Here is a 14,551-nt window from a genome sequence, read left to right as displayed (position 1 = left end):
TTTCTTGTAGCTCCAACCTGCGTAGGCTGTCGCCGCAGCTTTGGCTCTATGGATTTCTCACCATGACCGACCTCGTTACCGAGCACCCCTCCCCAACGGCAATGCATGTCGATGCCTTGCCAGTGGGCACGCGCCTGGGAGAGTTTGAAATCCTGGCTCTCCTGGGGGTGGGTGGCTTTGGCATGGTGTACAAGGCATTCGACCATTCCCTGCACCGGGCCGTGGCCATCAAGGAATTCATGCCTGCAGCGCTGGCCACCCGCGGTGGCGATGGCGCTCTGGTACCGCGCTCGCCTGCGGACCAGCCTGCTTTCCACGCAGGCCTGAAGTCTTTTGTGGGTGAAGCGCGGTTGCTGGCCCAATTCGACCACCCCTCCTTGGTCAAGGTATTCCGCTTCTGGGAAGCCAACCATACGGCCTACATGGTCATGCCCTTGTACAGCGGCATGACGTTCAAGCAAGCGCGCGCCCAAATGCGAACGCCCCCCCCAGAGGCCTGGCTGCGCAAGGTACTTTGGTGTGTGCTGGGAGCGCTGCGCGTGCTGCACGGCGGTCAGACGCTGCATCGCGACATTTCTCCCGACAACATTTTCTTGCAGGACTTTGGCCCGCCTGTGTTGCTGGATCTGGGTGCTGCACGCCATGCCATCAACGACCGGGACCGCAAGCATACGGCCGTGCTCAAGGTCAACTACGCACCGATCGAGCAGTATTCCGAAGGCGACCTCGAGCTGGTGCAGGGACCATGGAGCGACCTGTACTCCCTTGCGGCAGTGGTGCACGGCTGCCTTTGCAACGATACGCCCCTGCCGTCCACGCTGCGCGCCATCCGTGACCGTATGGTGCCCTTTGCCCGAGTCGCCAAGACAGTACGCAAACAGTTCGGACAAGAGTATTCCCCAGCGTTTGTCGATGCGATCACCAAGGCCTTGTCCTTGCAGCCCCAAGACCGACCGCAGAGCATTGACGAGTTCCTGCAATTGATGGAAATGACCACGGCGCCTGCCGGGCTGGAGTTGTTTGACTTCCGTGCCGAGCTCGGCGACCTTTGGGTCGAGCCGACCGACCAGCCGGGGCCGGGCATTGTGGTGCCTACCGTGGACTTGACGTCCGAAGTCATGGGCAAGCTCCACAAGCCGATTCCGCCTGCGCCTGTCCCGACACCTGCTGCTGAACCCACTCCACCCGCTCCGGCCATGCTGGACGCGCAGGACACCGTGGCGCTGGACGCCGGCGACACCGTACTCATGGAAGACGTGGCCGACAGTTCCCTCCTTGACGCGGTGGAGGCGGCCCAGCCGCCGATGCCTCCGGGCACCACGCGTTACGGACTGGAATCCGAGCGTGAGCGACCATCGCGCCCCACCCCTCTGCACAAAGGCGCACCCAAGACGGCTGCACGAAAGCCCGCTACGGGTGCAGGTGTGGCTTGGTGGGCCATCGGCGTGGCAGCACTCGTCGTGATGGCGGGTGGCGCCTACGGATGGCGCAGCCATGTGGCCGCCAAGGCGCCACCACCCAAGGACGACATCATCACTGAACTCGCCGAGCCGGCATCCGCACCAGCATCAATGCCTGCCTCGGATGCCACTGCAACAGCGGTGGCGCCTGCTGGCTCTGAAGCAGCCTCCGATACGGTGGGCGCTGCTTCGGCGTCGGAGGTGGCGTCTGATCCAGCTCCTGCCTTTGTAGCGGCCTCTGACCCCCGTGCAGCCTCGCGTGTGACGCAACGCCGCAAGGCTGCTGCTGCAGCAGCCGCGCCACCCCCGACACCCGAGCCCGCACCGCCCCCACCGCCCGCGCCCGAACCAGCACCCGCGCCTCCACCACCCAAACCCGTCCCTCCGGTGCGGCTGTGCGAAGGAGAGTCGTTCTTCACCCGCAGCATGTGCCTGCGCGAACAATGCCGCAAACCCGGCAATGCCGCCTTGCCTGCCTGCGTGGAGTTCCGTCGCCAGATGGAGCCACTGGAGAATCGCCAGCTTGCCAATTGAGGGTTTTCGCCCCTTGCGGCACCCCTGGTGTTGATGAGGCGAGTTTTGTATAATGGCAGGCTTCGCAGCGAACTGGTGCTCCGCGGCGAAGTGGGTTTGCCATACACTGGCGCGCCCAAGTACCACCTAAGAGGTTTCCGCCTGAGAGAAACACCGACCGTGGAAAAGAGCCCGCAGGACACCGGCCCCTATTTTTTTGGCCGGTCAAACCCTCGAAAGAGAACTCTCATGTCTACATTCAGCGCAAAACCCGCTGAGGTGGTGCACGAGTGGTTTGTGATTGACGCCACCGACAAGGTGCTCGGTCGGGTAGCCAGCGAAGTTGCCCTCCGTCTGCGCGGCAAACACAAAGCCATTTACACGCCTCACGTCGATACCGGTGACTTCATCGTCATCATCAACGCATCCAAGCTCAAGGTCACCGGCACCAAGTCGCTCGACAAGGTGTACTACCGTCACTCGGGTTACCCCGGCGGTATCACGGCCACGAACTTCCGCGACATGCAAGCCAAGCACCCCGGCCGCGCGCTGGAAAAGGCCGTCAAGGGCATGCTGCCCAAGGGCCCGCTGGGTTACGCCATGATCAAGAAACTCAAGGTGTACGGTGGTGCAGAGCATCCCCACACCGCCCAACAGCCCAAAGTGCTGGAACTGTAAGGAGCCTTGAGATGATTGGTGATTGGAACAATGGCACCGGCCGTCGCAAATCCAGCGTCGCCCGCGTGTTTCTGAAAAAAGGCTCTGGCAAGATCACGATCAACGGCAAGGACATCCAGTCCTATTTCGGCCGTGAAACCTCGATCATGATCGCCAAGCAACCCCTGGCGCTGACCAACAACCTCGAAGCCTTCGATGTGCAGGTCAACGTCAATGGCGGCGGTGAATCCGGCCAGGCCGGTGCCACCCGCCACGGCATCACCCGTGCGCTGATCGACTACGACGCCTCGCTCAAGCCCGCGCTGAGCCAAGCCGGTTTCGTGACGCGCGATGCGCGCGAAGTCGAGCGCAAGAAGGTCGGTCTGCGTGGCGCCCGCCGCGCAAAGCAGTTCTCCAAGCGCTGATCCGCTGCGACCGCAAGCCTTCCCTGCAAAACCGCCACGGTGCAAACCGCTGGCGGTTTTGTTTTTTGGGCGCACTTACCCCAGAGGGTATAGTCCGGGCCTTCGATCGCCAAGGAGACCGATCCCATGCGTTTTCGTCTGCTGCGACGCCGCTTGACCGTCAGCGCCCCCCGGATGGCCGTGCGCAGTGCGCTGCCTTGGCCTTTGCGCTGGCTCCTGCTGGCGCTGATGCTGGGGTTCTCCGCAGCATTGGCGCTGTGGGCTTTTGAGTTTGGGCGCTCCATTGCCGGGCTGGATGCAGGAAGCCGAGAAGAACTCAAGCATCTGCGCGCCGAGGTGCAGCGCCTGCAGGACGAGTCCCAACGGCATCAGGCCCTTGTGGACACCTCGGGAAGCCTCTTGCTGGCCGAAAGGACCGCCCTGGAGCAACTCACCGCAAGATTGCGCCAGGCCGAGGCAGAAAACCGTTCGCTGCGCGAAGACCTGGGCCTGTTTGAAAAACTCATCCCGGCTGGCGCCGACACCAACGGCGTCGCCATCAGAGGCCTTCAGGCTGAAGTCATTGCAGGAGTGCATCTGCGATGGCAAGCACTCGTGATGCGCACCCTCAAGAATGCTCCAGAATTCAAGGGGCAGGTGGAGTTGGTGCTGACCGGCACACGCGAAGGCCAGCCTTGGACCCGCACATTCCCAGGCCAAGGCCAGGCACTGCAGCTGCGCCAATACCGGCGCTTGGAGGGCATGATCGACCTCCCCCCCCATACCGTGGTAAAAACCGTCACCGTCCGCGTGCTGGAAGGTGGCACAGCACGGGCCACCCAGACACTTGCGCTGGAAGACACTGCGGCAAGCCCTGCCAGTTAGCGCGCTCCGGCGCAGCGTCCAGCCCGCCATTGGAGTATTGAACATGTTTTCCCGCAACAAACAACCTCCCATCAAAAGCCTGATCGCAGAAGGCAGCCGCATTGAAGGCAATGTGCTGTTTACCGATGGCTTGCGCATCGATGGCGAAGTGGTCGGCGACGTGCGCGTGGGCCAAGGCACGCCGGGCCTGCTGGTGATCTCGGCCACCGCCAAGGTGGAAGGCGCGGTGCATGCCGACCATGTCATCGTCAACGGCCAGATCCATGGCCCGGTACATGCCGGCACCATGCTGGAACTTCAGCCCAAAGCGCGCATTGCCGGGGATGTTTACTACAAAACCCTGGAAATGCACCAAGGCGCCACCATCTGCGGAAAGATGTTTCCAGCCGATGCCGTGGTGGAAGAAAAGCCCACATTGAAGCTGGCGGCAAACAACCCTTGAGGGTGAACAATTGCGCGCTTTGCAGTAGCATTGCGCCCCAAAGTCCTATCCCGGAGCCCCGCCATGAGTGCCGCAGTCCAAGATACCCCCGAAGAAGTCATGCCCGACCCCATCCTCTTCACCGAGAGCGCGGCCGCCAAAGTGGCCGATCTCATCGCTGAAGAAGGCAACCCCGATCTCAAACTGCGCGTCTTCGTGCAGGGCGGCGGCTGTTCGGGTTTTCAATACGGCTTCACTTTCGATGAGATCGTCAACGAGGACGATACGGTGATGACCAAGAACGGCGTGTCTCTGCTGATTGACGCCATGAGCTACCAGTACCTGGTGGGCGCCGAAATCGACTACAAGGAAGACCTGCAGGGCGCCCAGTTCGTGATCAAGAACCCTGGCGCATCGTCCACCTGCGGCTGCGGCTCCAGCTTCTCGACCTGAAAATCCACACCCGCCAGCAGCGCTGGTGGCATCAAGCGGGGTAGATCGCCCCGAGCACACGGGCGCCTTGGGCGCCCGTTGCGCTGGGCAGGTTGCCGGGCAGGCCCAGAAGGCACTGGCGCGCCAGCCAGGCAAAGGCGGCGGCCTCCACCTGCTGCACGGGCAGGCCCAGCGTGTCGGTAGGCTGCACACGCAGGTTCGGCAACAGAGCCTGCAGGCGTGCCATCAGGCGGCCATTGAAAGCCCCACCGCCACACACAGCGAGCAAAATGCTATTATTTTGATAGCGCATCGCGCTTTCTGCACAAGCGCTGGCGGTCAATTCGAGCAATGTCGCCTGCACATCGGCCGCAGACGCGGATGGGCAGTGGCGCAGGTGTTGCTCCAGCCACGAAGGGTTGAACAGGTCGCGTCCGGTGCTTTTGGGCGGGCTTTGGTGCAGGTAGGGCTCAGCCTGCATCTGTTGCAGCAACGCAGGCAGCACCTGACCACTGGCCGCCCAGGCGCCGTCGCGGTCAAAGGGCTCGCCGCGATGCTGCTGGCACCAATGGTCCATCAGCGCATTGCCAGGGCCGCAGTCAAAGCCCAGCACGCTGCCGTCGGCACGCAGCACGCTCAGGTTGGCGATGCCACCGATGTTCAGCACCAAGGCATCCTGGCCCGGTTGCCCAAACTGGAACTGGTGAAAGGCAGGCACCAGTGGCGCGCCCTGGCCGCCGGCGGCGACATCGCGGCTGCGCAGGTCGGCGACCACGCGGATGCCCGTGCATTCGGCCAGCAGCGCCGGATTGTTGAGCTGCAGGGTGTAACCCGTACCGTCAAAGGCGCCAGGGCGGTGGCGCACGGTCTGTCCATGCGCTCCGATGGCCTGCACCGCGCTGGCGGGGATATCGGCAGCCTGCAGCAGGGCCTGCACCGCCTGCGCATAGCAGCGCGCCAGCGCATTGGCGGCCAGCGCGGCGCGGTGCAGTTCGTCGGCTCCGCTGGTGTTGAGTGCCAGCAGCTCACTGCGCAGGTCAGGGTCAAAACCCAGGGCGTGGTGTCGCAGCACCTGGCAGCGCGGCCCGGAAAAGTCGGCCAGTACGGCATCCACGCCGTCCAGCGAGGTGCCGGACATCAGGCCGATATACAGATCGGACATGGTTTTGGTGGCACCTCAGCGGCCCAGGCGCGCCAGAGGTGCTTACTCTGCGCTGGCCTGCTCGATGAGCGCGGCCGAAGACAGCTCGATGCGCATGGTGCTGGCCAGGCGGTCGAAGGCTGGACGTGCGGCGGCAGACACCGGTGCGGCGGCCTCGCTCTGGCGGGCGATGACCATCGGGTCCTGGTGCTGGCCAGCGACGCGGAATTCGAAGTGCAGGTGCGGCCCGGTCGCCCACCCCGTGGCGCCCACCGTACCGATGTTCTGCCCCTGAGAGACAGACTGGCCCTTCTTCACGTCGATGCGGTTCAGGTGCGCATACACGGTGACATGCTGGTTGCGGTGCTTGACATAGACCACGTTGCCAAAGCCATTTTGAACCCCAGCAAAGTCCACCACACCGTCACCCACGGTGCGCACCGGGGTGCCTGTCGGAGCCGCAAAATCGGTCCCCAGGTGGGCACGCCACTTTTGCAGAATGGGGTGAAAGCGCATGGCAAAGCCGCTGGTTACCCGGGAAAACTCCAGCGGCGAGGCCAGGTAGGCGCGGCGCTTGCTCTGACCGTCGAGCGTGTAATAGGCGCCTTTGTCCGAGCCGGGCTCCTGGAACCACAGAGCCTGGTGGGTTTTGCCGTTGTTGACGAATTCTGCGCTGAGCACACGGCCGGAGCGCAGGGGCTCGCCATCGGCCACCAGGGTTTCGTACACGACCGAGAAACGGTCGCCCTTGCGCAGGGCACGTCGGAAGTCGATGTCGGCCGAGAACAACTCGGCCAGTTGCACGGCCACGCCATCAGGGATGTTGGACGCATCCGTCGCGGCAAACAGCGAGCTGTGGATGACGCCCCCCGCCAAGCGCGTGGAGGCCGTCAGCGGCGCCGTCTCGATGCGCGAAACAAAACCCTTGTCGGTCTTCTCGACCACCAGGCGCTTGAAGTTGCCGCTGTCGTCATGGGCCCAACGCGCCGTCAGGCGCTGCAGGCTGTGGTCGTCGCTGGTTTCGGCAGACACCAGGCGTCCAGTGCGACCCAGCAGATTGCGCTGCACCAGCGTGTCACGGCGCAGAAAGGCCGCGGCCAGCGGATCGGCCACACCCATGCGCTGCAAGAGTGATTCGGCCGTATCCGTGCTGCGCACCTGTTCCGAACGGTAGAGAGAGAAGCCGCCGGTATCGGTCAAATCCGCGAGCGCCACCCCCGAGGCCAGGGATTCCACTGGCAGCTCCACCAGACGCACTGGCAGGTCGGCAGGGTCCGGCCCCAGCGAGGCGACGGCAAACGCGCCACCGCCGCCCGTCAACAGGACGGCTGCAACAAAAGCGGTGATACGACGGGGGTGTTTTTGAATGCCTTGGGCAATTCGCTCCAGCAAGGCGGTGCGTGCGGTGGTCAGGCCGTGTGTCAAAAGTCGATCCCCAGGTCTGCAAGGCAGCCCACGCGCTACCGGCGGTGCCGGGTAGCGCGGGCGCGCCAAAGAATGTCAGGCGGCAGGCAGCGCCGGCAGGCGGCGCTGGGCGGGCACGTAAAATCCCCACTCCTGCAATGTGCGCGCAAGTATAGCGAAGCGCTTTGAGAGCACACCCTAGAAAACCCTATGAATTCATCTGCTGAAAACACACCACTGTCCGAGGGCGTGGCCCGGGCGCTTGAAGTCTCGCTGCGCGGCGTGGAGGAACTGCTGCCCCGTGACGAATGGGTGAAGAAACTCCAGCGCTCCGAAACCACGGGCCAACCGCTGCGCATCAAGCTGGGCCTGGACCCGACGGCCCCCGACATCCACATCGGCCACACGGTAGTGCTCAACAAGATGCGCCAACTGCAGGACCTGGGGCACCAGGTGATCTTCCTGATCGGCGACTTCACCACCCTGATCGGCGACCCCTCGGGGCGCAACAGCACGCGCCCGCCGCTCACGCCCGAGCAGATCAAGGTCAACGCCGAAACCTACTACCGCCAGGCCAGCCTGGTGCTGGACCCGGCCCGGACCGAGATCCGCTACAACAGCGAATGGAGCGAGCCCCTGGGCGCCACCGGCATGATCCAGCTGGCCGCCAAGTACACCGTGGCGCGCATGATGGAGCGCGATGACTTCCACAAGCGCTTCAATGCAGGCCAGTCGATCAGCGTGCACGAATTTCTGTACCCGCTGATGCAGGGCTACGACTCGGTAGCGCTCAAGAGCGACCTGGAGCTGGGCGGCACGGACCAGAAGTTCAACCTGCTCATGGGCCGCCATCTGCAGCAGGAATATGGCCAGGAGCCACAGTGCATTCTGACCATGCCGCTGCTGGTGGGGCTGGACGGCGTGGACAAGATGTCCAAGTCCAAGAACAACTACATCGGCATCACCGAGGACGCCAACACCATGTTCGCCAAGGTGCTGTCGATCTCGGACGACCTGATGTGGGACTGGTACACGCTGCTGTCCTTCAAGAGCCTGGCCGAGATCGCCGCGCTCAAGGCCGAGATCGCCGGCGGGCGCAACCCCAAGGATGCCAAGGTGATGCTCGCCAAGGAGATCACGGCGCGCTTCCACAACGCCGCTGCGGCCGACGCGGCGGAGCAGGATTTCATCAACCGCAGCAAGGGTGGCATTCCTGACGACATTCCCGAGGTGGCGCTTTCGGGCGCGCCGCTGGGCATCGGCGCGCTGCTCAAGCAGGCCCACCTGGCCCCCTCGAGCAGCGAGGCCAACCGCCTGATCGACGGTGGCGGCGTGCGCGTCGATGGCGCGGTGCTCAGCGACAAGGGTCTGAAGCTGGACGCAGGCAGCTACGTGGTGCAGGTAGGCAAGCGCAAGTTCGCGCGGGTGTCCATTTCGTAGTCTTTTTGGCCTTCAAGGCTTGCCATTCAAGCGCGAGTAGCTATATTTTTAATAGCATTCACGCCCGGCCATAGGTGGCCGTGAAGCTGGCCTTGGCCAGGCTGTGGGCATTGACCATGAAGCCCGCGAGCGCGGCCGTGGCATCGTCGGGAATGTCCAGTCGCGGCACCGAGAGCGCGTGCACGGTGAAGATATAGCGGTGTGGCTTGTCGCCCGGTGGCGGGCACATGCCGCCCCAGGCCATGGCACCGTAGTCGTTGCGGATCTGGCGCGCGCCCTGCGGCAGTTGCGCACCGCCCTTGGCGCCTGCATTCGGTGCCAGCGCCGTCGTATCGGCCGGCAAGTCCACCACAAACCAATGCCACCACCCCGAGCCTGTGGGCGCATCGGGGTCGTACACGGTCAGTGCAAAGCTCTTGGAGCCCTCGGGTGCGCCGCTCCATTGCAGTGCGGGCGATTCGTTGCGCCCCGAGCAGCCAAAGCCATCGAACTCGAAGTGCTGCGGCACCGTGCCGCCGCTGGGAATGTCGGGACTGGTGAGGGTGAAAGTGCTCATGCGTGCCTCCTGTGGTTTGACCCCGGCAAGTATGCCGCCTCGCACCCTGTGCGGCCAGACCTGGATGGCTCAGTTCGGGCCCTTGAAACTGCGTGTGCTGTAGAACGCTGGATCCAGCGGCTGGAGCAAGGGCAGTCCGCTGGCCGCGTCCTTGGGCTGGGCTTCGATGTAGCTCAGGAACACATCGGCATCGAGCACGCCCACATCAAGCCGCCGCGCAGCGGGCACTGCGGCCAGGGTCTTGTAGCCGTCACCCCCGCGTGCATTGAAGCTCAGGGCGAACATGCGGTAGGTTCTGGCCCTGTCCAGGGGAGCCCATTGGCCTGTGCGCGCGTCACGCACCTCGATGCGGCTGACGCGCTGGCCCCGGGCCGCCGTGGCGTCCACATCAAAGCGCAACCCGGCGGTGTAGGGATAGGGGCCGGTGGAGCCGCCCGGCCCATAGACGGCCTCCAGGCCATCTTCCAGCATGGCATGCACCTCGTCGCCGGTGATATCCAGGCGGTGCAGCATGTTGCCAAAAGGCAGTACCTGCATCACGTCGGATGCCGTGACCTGCCCTTGCAGCGCCCCGCGCACGCCACCCGCGCTTTGCAGCGCGACGTCTGCGCCGCCGTACCTGGCCTGCGCCACTTCCAGATAGGCCTGCGCCACCAATTGCTGAATATCGCCGCCATGCGCGTTGACCCTGGGCTGCGCATTGCATGCCACGCTGGATTGGCTGTGATCGCCCGCCGCAGCCTCGGCACCAGGCACACGGCGCATGCACAGCTCGGCTGGCGCCGTGGCCACCACGGTCTGGTTGAAACGTGCCACCCGCTCCTGGTAGGGCTGGAGCATGGCCGCCGCAGCCGCTTGCGGCGCCGTGGCATGCAGCACGCCGCTGGCTTCCACACGGGCCCGCAGCGCCTTGTTCTCTTCGTCCGAAGGGGTCTTGCCGGCGATGGTGAAGTGCTCACCGATGAGGACATGCGGACGCCCTTCGCATGCCTGCACCTCGCCCTGCGCATCGAACTGCACCCGGAGTTCACCCACCACCTGCGCATACTCCCAGGCCTGGACGATGCAGACGGTCTTGCCATCCCTGTCCTTGCTGCGCGTGGGGTAAGGCCCCGCCGGTGAGCCCACGCCCAGGGTCTGGAGCTGCTGCGGCCCCAGCAGCGTGTGCGAATCGCCGCCCACAATCACATCCACGCCACGCAGCCTGCCCGCCAGCCGCTGGTCGTTGCCGTAGCCGATGTGGCTCATCAGCACGATCTTGTTCACACCCTGCGCGTGCAAGCGGTCGATCTCACGCTGCGCCGCAATGGCCTCGTCCTCGAACGTGGTGTCTGGATCAGGGCTGGAGGAAGCCTTGGTTTTCTGCGCCACCGTCAGGCCCACCAGGCCGATGGGCTGCCCTCCCCGCTCCAGCACCACGGACGGCTGCACCGCACCCGGCGCCCTGGAGGGATGCAGCGCCGAGCCAGCACCAAAGTGCACATTGGCACTCAACGCGGGGGTCTTGCATGGCCCTTGGCGCAGCACATCAAGAAAGCCCTTGAGCCCTGCGTCGCCTTTGTCGAACTCGTGGTTACCCAGAGTGAACGCATCGAAGCACACCGTGTTCATCAGCGCGGCATCCGCCGCACCTGCAGCGCCTGCGCGGTTGAAGTAGAGCGTGCCCGTCAGCGCATCCCCCGCATGGAGCTTGAGCACCTGGGAACCGGCTGCCTGGGCCAGCGACTCGAATGCGGCCGCCACGCGCGCAAAACCGGCGGCATCGACCGCCACAGCCACCGGCGCACCCGTCCCCGCATCCAGTTGCAAGGTCCTGGGCTGGGGCTCCAGGTGCGAGTGGTGGTCGTTGATGTGCAGCAGGGTCAGCGTGTAGGGCCGTGCGCCCTCCCGCAGACCGGCACAGGACGACAGCAAACCCGCCACCAGCAGAGCCCACGCAACGGTACGAAAACGGTTTTTCCAGAATCCAGGCATAGCCACACTCCCATCCACCGCCCATGCAGCGCCCGCATGTCGGCGCGGTGGATCCTTGCCTGCGATGTTACGGCGATATGCAGGGGACTTTGCAGCGCCGCCTCACACCGGCAGTCGCCCTTCCTCCACCGCGTGGCAAGCAATGCGAATACCGCCCAGGGTGAGGAGCTGGGGCCGCTCGGTGCGGCAGCGCTCGTTGACATGCGGGCAGCGCGGGTTGAAGGCGCAGCCCGGTGGCGGGTTCAGCGGGTTGGGCACTTCACCCTGTACGGGGGTGCGCGCCTTGCCGGTGTCATGCATCTTGGGGATGGCGTCGAGCAACATGCGCGTGTAGGGGTGGCGCGGGTTGTCGAACAGGGTGTGCTTGTCGGCCAGCTCCACCAGGCGCCCCAGGTACATCACGCCCACCTGGTCGCTCACGTGGCGCACCACGGCCAGGTTGTGGCTGATGAACAGGTAGGTGAGTTGCTGCTCGCGCTGCAGATCCTTCATGATGTTGAGCACCTGCGCCTGCACCGACACGTCCAGCGCGCTGGTGGGCTCATCGCACACCAGGAACTCGGGCTTGGTGGCCAGGGCACGGGCAATGGAGATGCGCTGGCGCTGGCCGCCCGAGAACTGGTGCGGGTACTTGGCCATGTCCAGCGGCGACAGGCCGACGGACTGCAGCAACTCGCCCACACGTGCCTTGAGCTGCGCCTTGTCGGTGATGAGGCCATGCTCCTTGAGGGGTTCGCCAATGATGTCTTCCACCAACCAGCGCGGGTTGAGGCTGGCGTACGGGTCCTGGAAGATCATCTGGATGCGTCGGCGCATGGCCTTGGCGTTGTTGCCCTTGAAGGCGGCATGTGCATCCTGCCCGTCGAAGGTGAGGCCACCGCGCGTGGGCTCGTACAAGCCCACCAGCAGGCGCGCCACGGTGCTCTTGCCGCAGCCCGACTCGCCCACCAGGGCCAGGGTCTTGCCCTTTTCGATCTCGAAGCTCACGCCATCGACGGCATGCAGCAGCGTGCGCGGCTTGCCTTCGAGCACGCGGTTGAGCCAGGGGGCGGACACATCAAAGGTGCGCGCCAGGTCGTGCGCCTGCACCAGGGGCTGGGGGGCGGTGTTCAGGGCGGCGGCGCTCATGCGGTCACCTCGCTGTGTGCGGCGTGCAGCCAGCAGGCAGCGCGTGTGGCACCCGCGGCCATCAGGTCGGGGCGCTCCTGCAGGCAGCGGTCGAAGGTGCGGGTGCAGCGCGGATTGAAGGCGCAGCCCTTGGGGATGGCGTTGAGGCGGGGCATGGCTCCGTCGATCTGGTTGAGGCGCTCGCGGTCTTGCTCCATGTCGGGGATGGAGGCCATGAGGCCCACGGTGTAAGGATGGGCGGGGTGGTTGATGACTTCGTGCACGGGGCCGATCTCGGCAATGCGGCCTGCGTACAGCACGGCCACGCGGTCGCAGGTCTCGGCGATCACGCCCATGTCGTGCGTGATGAGCATGACCGCAGCGCCGCGCGATTTGCAGATGTTCTTGAGCAACTGGATGATCTGCGCCTGGATGGACACGTCCAGCGCCGTGGTGGGCTCGTCGGCGACGATGAGCTTGGGCTCGGCCGCCAGGGCCAACGCAATCACCACGCGCTGGCGCATGCCGCCGGAGAACTGGTGCGGGTAGTGATCGATGCGCTGCTCGGCCGCCGGAATACCGGTGTCGCGCAGCAACTGGATGGCCCGCTCGCGTGCCTCAGCGGGGGTGACGGGCAGGTGGGTGAGGATGGTTTCGGTGAGCTGCCGCCCCACGGTGTACAGCGGGTTGAGCGAGGTCAGCGGGTCCTGGAAGATGGCGCCGATATGCCGCCCGCGGATGTGGCGCATCTGCTCATGGCCGAGGTTGTCGATGCGCTGGCCTTCGAGCACGATCTGGCCCGAGGCCACGCGGCCCGGCGGCTCCAGCAGGCCGATGATGGCCGCGCCGGTGAGCGATTTGCCCGCACCCGATTCGCCCACCACGCCCAGGATCTCGCCAGGAGCGATGGAGAAGGAGATGTCGTCCAGGGCCCGCAGGGTGCCGCGACGGCCTGGAAATTCGACGACGAGGTTTTTGACTTCTAGAAGAGACATATCAGTGATTCACAGTGCTGTGCGCTGCACGCAGTCCATAGAAAGGGCATGGCCCAGGCCAGCGGCCACCGTGCAAGGGCCGCCCCGCCGCACGGGTGGCGTCCCCCTTCCGCATCGCGCAGCGATGCCAGAGAAGGGGGAAGCGGCGCAGCCGCTCAGGGGGTTGTTCGCCATGTTTTCAGCGCAGACGGGGGTTGAGAGCGTCACGCAGCCAGTCGCCGAGCAGATTCACGGACAACGCGATCAGCACCAGCATGGCGCCGGGGAAGACGGTGATCCACCATTCGCCCGAGAACAGGTAATCGTTGCCGATGCGGATCAAGGTGCCCAGCGAGGGCGAGGTGGGCGGCGCACCCACGCCCAGGAAGGACAGCGTGGCCTCGGTGATGATGGCCGTGGCCACCTGGATGGTGGCCAGCACCAGCACCGGGCCCATCACGTTGGGCAGCACATGCTTGCGCATGATGCGCAGCGGCGCCACGCCGGTGACGCGCGCGGCCTGCACGTATTCCTTGTTGCGCTCCACCAGCGTGGAGCCGCGCACCGTGCGGGCGTACTGCACCCAGCCGGTGAGCGAGATGGACAGGATCAGCACCCCAAAGGCCAGGGATTCGTGCGCATTGGGAAACAGCGCCCGGCCCACGCCCGCGATCAGCAGCGCCACCAGAATGGCCGGGAACGACAGCATCACGTCGCACAGGCGCATGAGCACGGCATCGATCCAGCCGCCCTTGAAACCCGCCAGCAGCCCGAACGACACGCCCACCACCACCGACAGCACGACCGAGGCTACGCCCACCACCAGCGAGATGCGGGCGCCGTAGATGAGCGCCGAGAGGATGTCGCGGCCCTGGTCATCCGTGCCCAGGGGATAGGTGCCGCGCCCTTCGGGCATCCAGGCGGGGGGCAGGCGCGCATCGCCGAGGTTGAGGGTGGCCAGATCAAACGGGTTGTGGGGCGCCACCCAGCCGGCAAAGACGGAGCAGAACACACACACGAAAGCGATCAGGGCCGCCACGATCGCCATGGGCGAGGTGCGGAAGCTGTGGCCGACATCGCTGTCAAGCCAGCGGACAAGGGTGTTTTTCATTGTGGAAAATCAGTGTCCGAGGGCCACGCACCACCGGGATGGTGGTGGTGCGCTGCCTCCGGTCTTGGATCA

14 protein-coding genes are annotated in these 14,551 nt (G+C 65.0%); 7 read left to right on the top strand and 7 right to left on the bottom strand.

The features are described 5' to 3' along the window. Positions 1-62 precede the first annotated feature (62 nt). The 6 genes from MJ602_RS02775 (at position 63) to erpA (ending at position 4,793) form a co-directional block, all read left to right on the top strand. Entirely contained in the window at positions 63-1,994 is a 1,932-nt protein-coding gene (locus tag MJ602_RS02775) for a serine/threonine protein kinase (RefSeq protein ID WP_243019315.1), read from the top strand. Positions 1,995-2,222: 228 nt separating this feature from the next. Next, positions 2,223-2,651: a 50S ribosomal protein L13 gene (rplM, locus tag MJ602_RS02770; protein WP_162017341.1), complete on the top strand. Its 429-nt coding sequence runs from the start codon at positions 2,223-2,225 to the stop codon at positions 2,649-2,651. Positions 2,652-2,662: 11 nt separating this feature from the next. Next, positions 2,663-3,055: a 30S ribosomal protein S9 gene (rpsI, locus tag MJ602_RS02765; protein ID WP_162017342.1), complete on the top strand. Its 393-nt coding sequence runs from the start codon at positions 2,663-2,665 to the stop codon at positions 3,053-3,055. 126 nt (positions 3,056-3,181) lie between these two features. Then, positions 3,182-3,919 carry a DUF6776 family protein gene (locus MJ602_RS02760; protein ID WP_243019314.1) on the top strand — a complete coding sequence of 246 codons (738 nt, stop codon included), beginning with the start codon at positions 3,182-3,184 and terminating at the stop codon, positions 3,917-3,919. 43 nt (positions 3,920-3,962) lie between these two features. Further along, on the top strand, positions 3,963-4,361 hold the full coding sequence (locus MJ602_RS02755) for a bactofilin family protein (RefSeq protein ID WP_162017344.1): 399 nt from the start codon (positions 3,963-3,965) through the stop codon (positions 4,359-4,361). Positions 4,362-4,460: 99 nt separating this feature from the next. Next, positions 4,461-4,793: an iron-sulfur cluster insertion protein ErpA gene (gene erpA, locus MJ602_RS02750; RefSeq protein ID WP_423246686.1), complete on the top strand. Its 333-nt coding sequence runs from the start codon at positions 4,461-4,463 to the stop codon at positions 4,791-4,793. 31 nt (positions 4,794-4,824) lie between these two features. Here the strand turns inward: erpA and MJ602_RS02745 are convergent, their stop codons facing one another. Continuing rightward, positions 4,825-5,934, bottom strand: a complete 1,110-nt coding sequence (locus MJ602_RS02745; protein ID WP_243019312.1) for an anhydro-N-acetylmuramic acid kinase — start codon at positions 5,932-5,934, stop codon at positions 4,825-4,827. Positions 5,935-5,976: 42 nt separating this feature from the next. Beyond that, the gene (locus tag MJ602_RS02740; RefSeq protein ID WP_243019311.1) at positions 5,977-7,338 is read right to left on the bottom strand and encodes a M23 family metallopeptidase; all 1,362 of its coding nucleotides are present in this window, start codon (positions 7,336-7,338) and stop codon (positions 5,977-5,979) included. 189 nt (positions 7,339-7,527) lie between these two features. Between MJ602_RS02740 and tyrS the strand changes: the two genes are divergently transcribed. After that, positions 7,528-8,757 carry a tyrosine--tRNA ligase gene (gene tyrS / locus MJ602_RS02735; RefSeq protein WP_243019310.1) on the top strand — a complete coding sequence of 410 codons (1,230 nt, stop codon included), beginning with the start codon at positions 7,528-7,530 and terminating at the stop codon, positions 8,755-8,757. 58 nt (positions 8,758-8,815) lie between these two features. Here tyrS and MJ602_RS02730 read toward each other — a convergent pair whose 3' ends face one another. The 5 genes from MJ602_RS02730 to MJ602_RS02710 form a co-directional block, all read right to left on the bottom strand. Then, positions 8,816-9,313 carry a YbhB/YbcL family Raf kinase inhibitor-like protein gene (locus MJ602_RS02730; protein WP_243019309.1) on the bottom strand — a complete coding sequence of 166 codons (498 nt, stop codon included), beginning with the start codon at positions 9,311-9,313 and terminating at the stop codon, positions 8,816-8,818. A gap of 69 nt (positions 9,314-9,382) precedes the next feature. Further along, a complete protein-coding gene (locus MJ602_RS02725) occupies positions 9,383-11,287 on the bottom strand; it encodes a bifunctional metallophosphatase/5'-nucleotidase (protein ID WP_243019308.1) in 1,905 nt (634 codons plus the stop codon). 102 nt (positions 11,288-11,389) lie between these two features. After that, positions 11,390-12,415 carry an ABC transporter ATP-binding protein gene (locus tag MJ602_RS02720; protein ID WP_162017351.1) on the bottom strand — a complete coding sequence of 342 codons (1,026 nt, stop codon included), beginning with the start codon at positions 12,413-12,415 and terminating at the stop codon, positions 11,390-11,392. Then, entirely contained in the window at positions 12,412-13,389 is a 978-nt protein-coding gene (locus MJ602_RS02715; RefSeq protein WP_243019307.1) for an ABC transporter ATP-binding protein, read from the bottom strand. The genes MJ602_RS02720 and MJ602_RS02715 overlap by 4 nt, the downstream gene beginning before the upstream one ends. Before the next feature lie 178 nt (positions 13,390-13,567). Beyond that, entirely contained in the window at positions 13,568-14,479 is a 912-nt protein-coding gene (locus MJ602_RS02710; RefSeq protein ID WP_243019306.1) for an ABC transporter permease, read from the bottom strand. Positions 14,480-14,551: the final 72 nt, after the last annotated feature.

It is taken from the genome of Simplicispira sedimenti, from assembly GCF_022760965.1.
Taxonomy (GTDB): Bacteria; Pseudomonadota; Gammaproteobacteria; order Burkholderiales; family Burkholderiaceae_C; genus Simplicispira; species Simplicispira sedimenti.
This window is presented reverse-complemented; position numbering and strand designations above follow the sequence as displayed.

Excerpts from the sequence above, each read along its gene's own strand:
- MJ602_RS02775 (WP_243019315.1), top strand. The coding sequence starts at position 63 with ATGACCGACCTCGTTACCGAGCACCCCTCCCCAACGGCAATGCATGTC.
- rplM (WP_162017341.1), top strand. The coding sequence starts at position 2,223 with ATGTCTACATTCAGCGCAAAACCCGCTGAGGTGGTGCACGAGTGGTTT.
- rpsI (WP_162017342.1), top strand. The coding sequence starts at position 2,663 with ATGATTGGTGATTGGAACAATGGCACCGGCCGTCGCAAATCCAGCGTC.
- MJ602_RS02760 (WP_243019314.1), top strand. The coding sequence starts at position 3,182 with ATGCGTTTTCGTCTGCTGCGACGCCGCTTGACCGTCAGCGCCCCCCGG.
- MJ602_RS02755 (WP_162017344.1), top strand. The coding sequence starts at position 3,963 with ATGTTTTCCCGCAACAAACAACCTCCCATCAAAAGCCTGATCGCAGAA.
- erpA (WP_423246686.1), top strand. The coding sequence starts at position 4,461 with ATGCCCGACCCCATCCTCTTCACCGAGAGCGCGGCCGCCAAAGTGGCC.
- MJ602_RS02745 (WP_243019312.1), bottom strand. The coding sequence starts at position 5,934 with ATGTCCGATCTGTATATCGGCCTGATGTCCGGCACCTCGCTGGACGGC.
- tyrS (WP_243019310.1), top strand. The coding sequence starts at position 7,528 with ATGAATTCATCTGCTGAAAACACACCACTGTCCGAGGGCGTGGCCCGG.
- MJ602_RS02730 (WP_243019309.1), bottom strand. The coding sequence starts at position 9,313 with ATGAGCACTTTCACCCTCACCAGTCCCGACATTCCCAGCGGCGGCACG.
- MJ602_RS02725 (WP_243019308.1), bottom strand. The coding sequence starts at position 11,287 with ATGCCTGGATTCTGGAAAAACCGTTTTCGTACCGTTGCGTGGGCTCTG.
- MJ602_RS02720 (WP_162017351.1), bottom strand. The coding sequence starts at position 12,415 with ATGAGCGCCGCCGCCCTGAACACCGCCCCCCAGCCCCTGGTGCAGGCG.
- MJ602_RS02715 (WP_243019307.1), bottom strand. The coding sequence starts at position 13,389 with ATGTCTCTTCTAGAAGTCAAAAACCTCGTCGTCGAATTTCCAGGCCGT.
- MJ602_RS02710 (WP_243019306.1), bottom strand. The coding sequence starts at position 14,479 with ATGAAAAACACCCTTGTCCGCTGGCTTGACAGCGATGTCGGCCACAGC.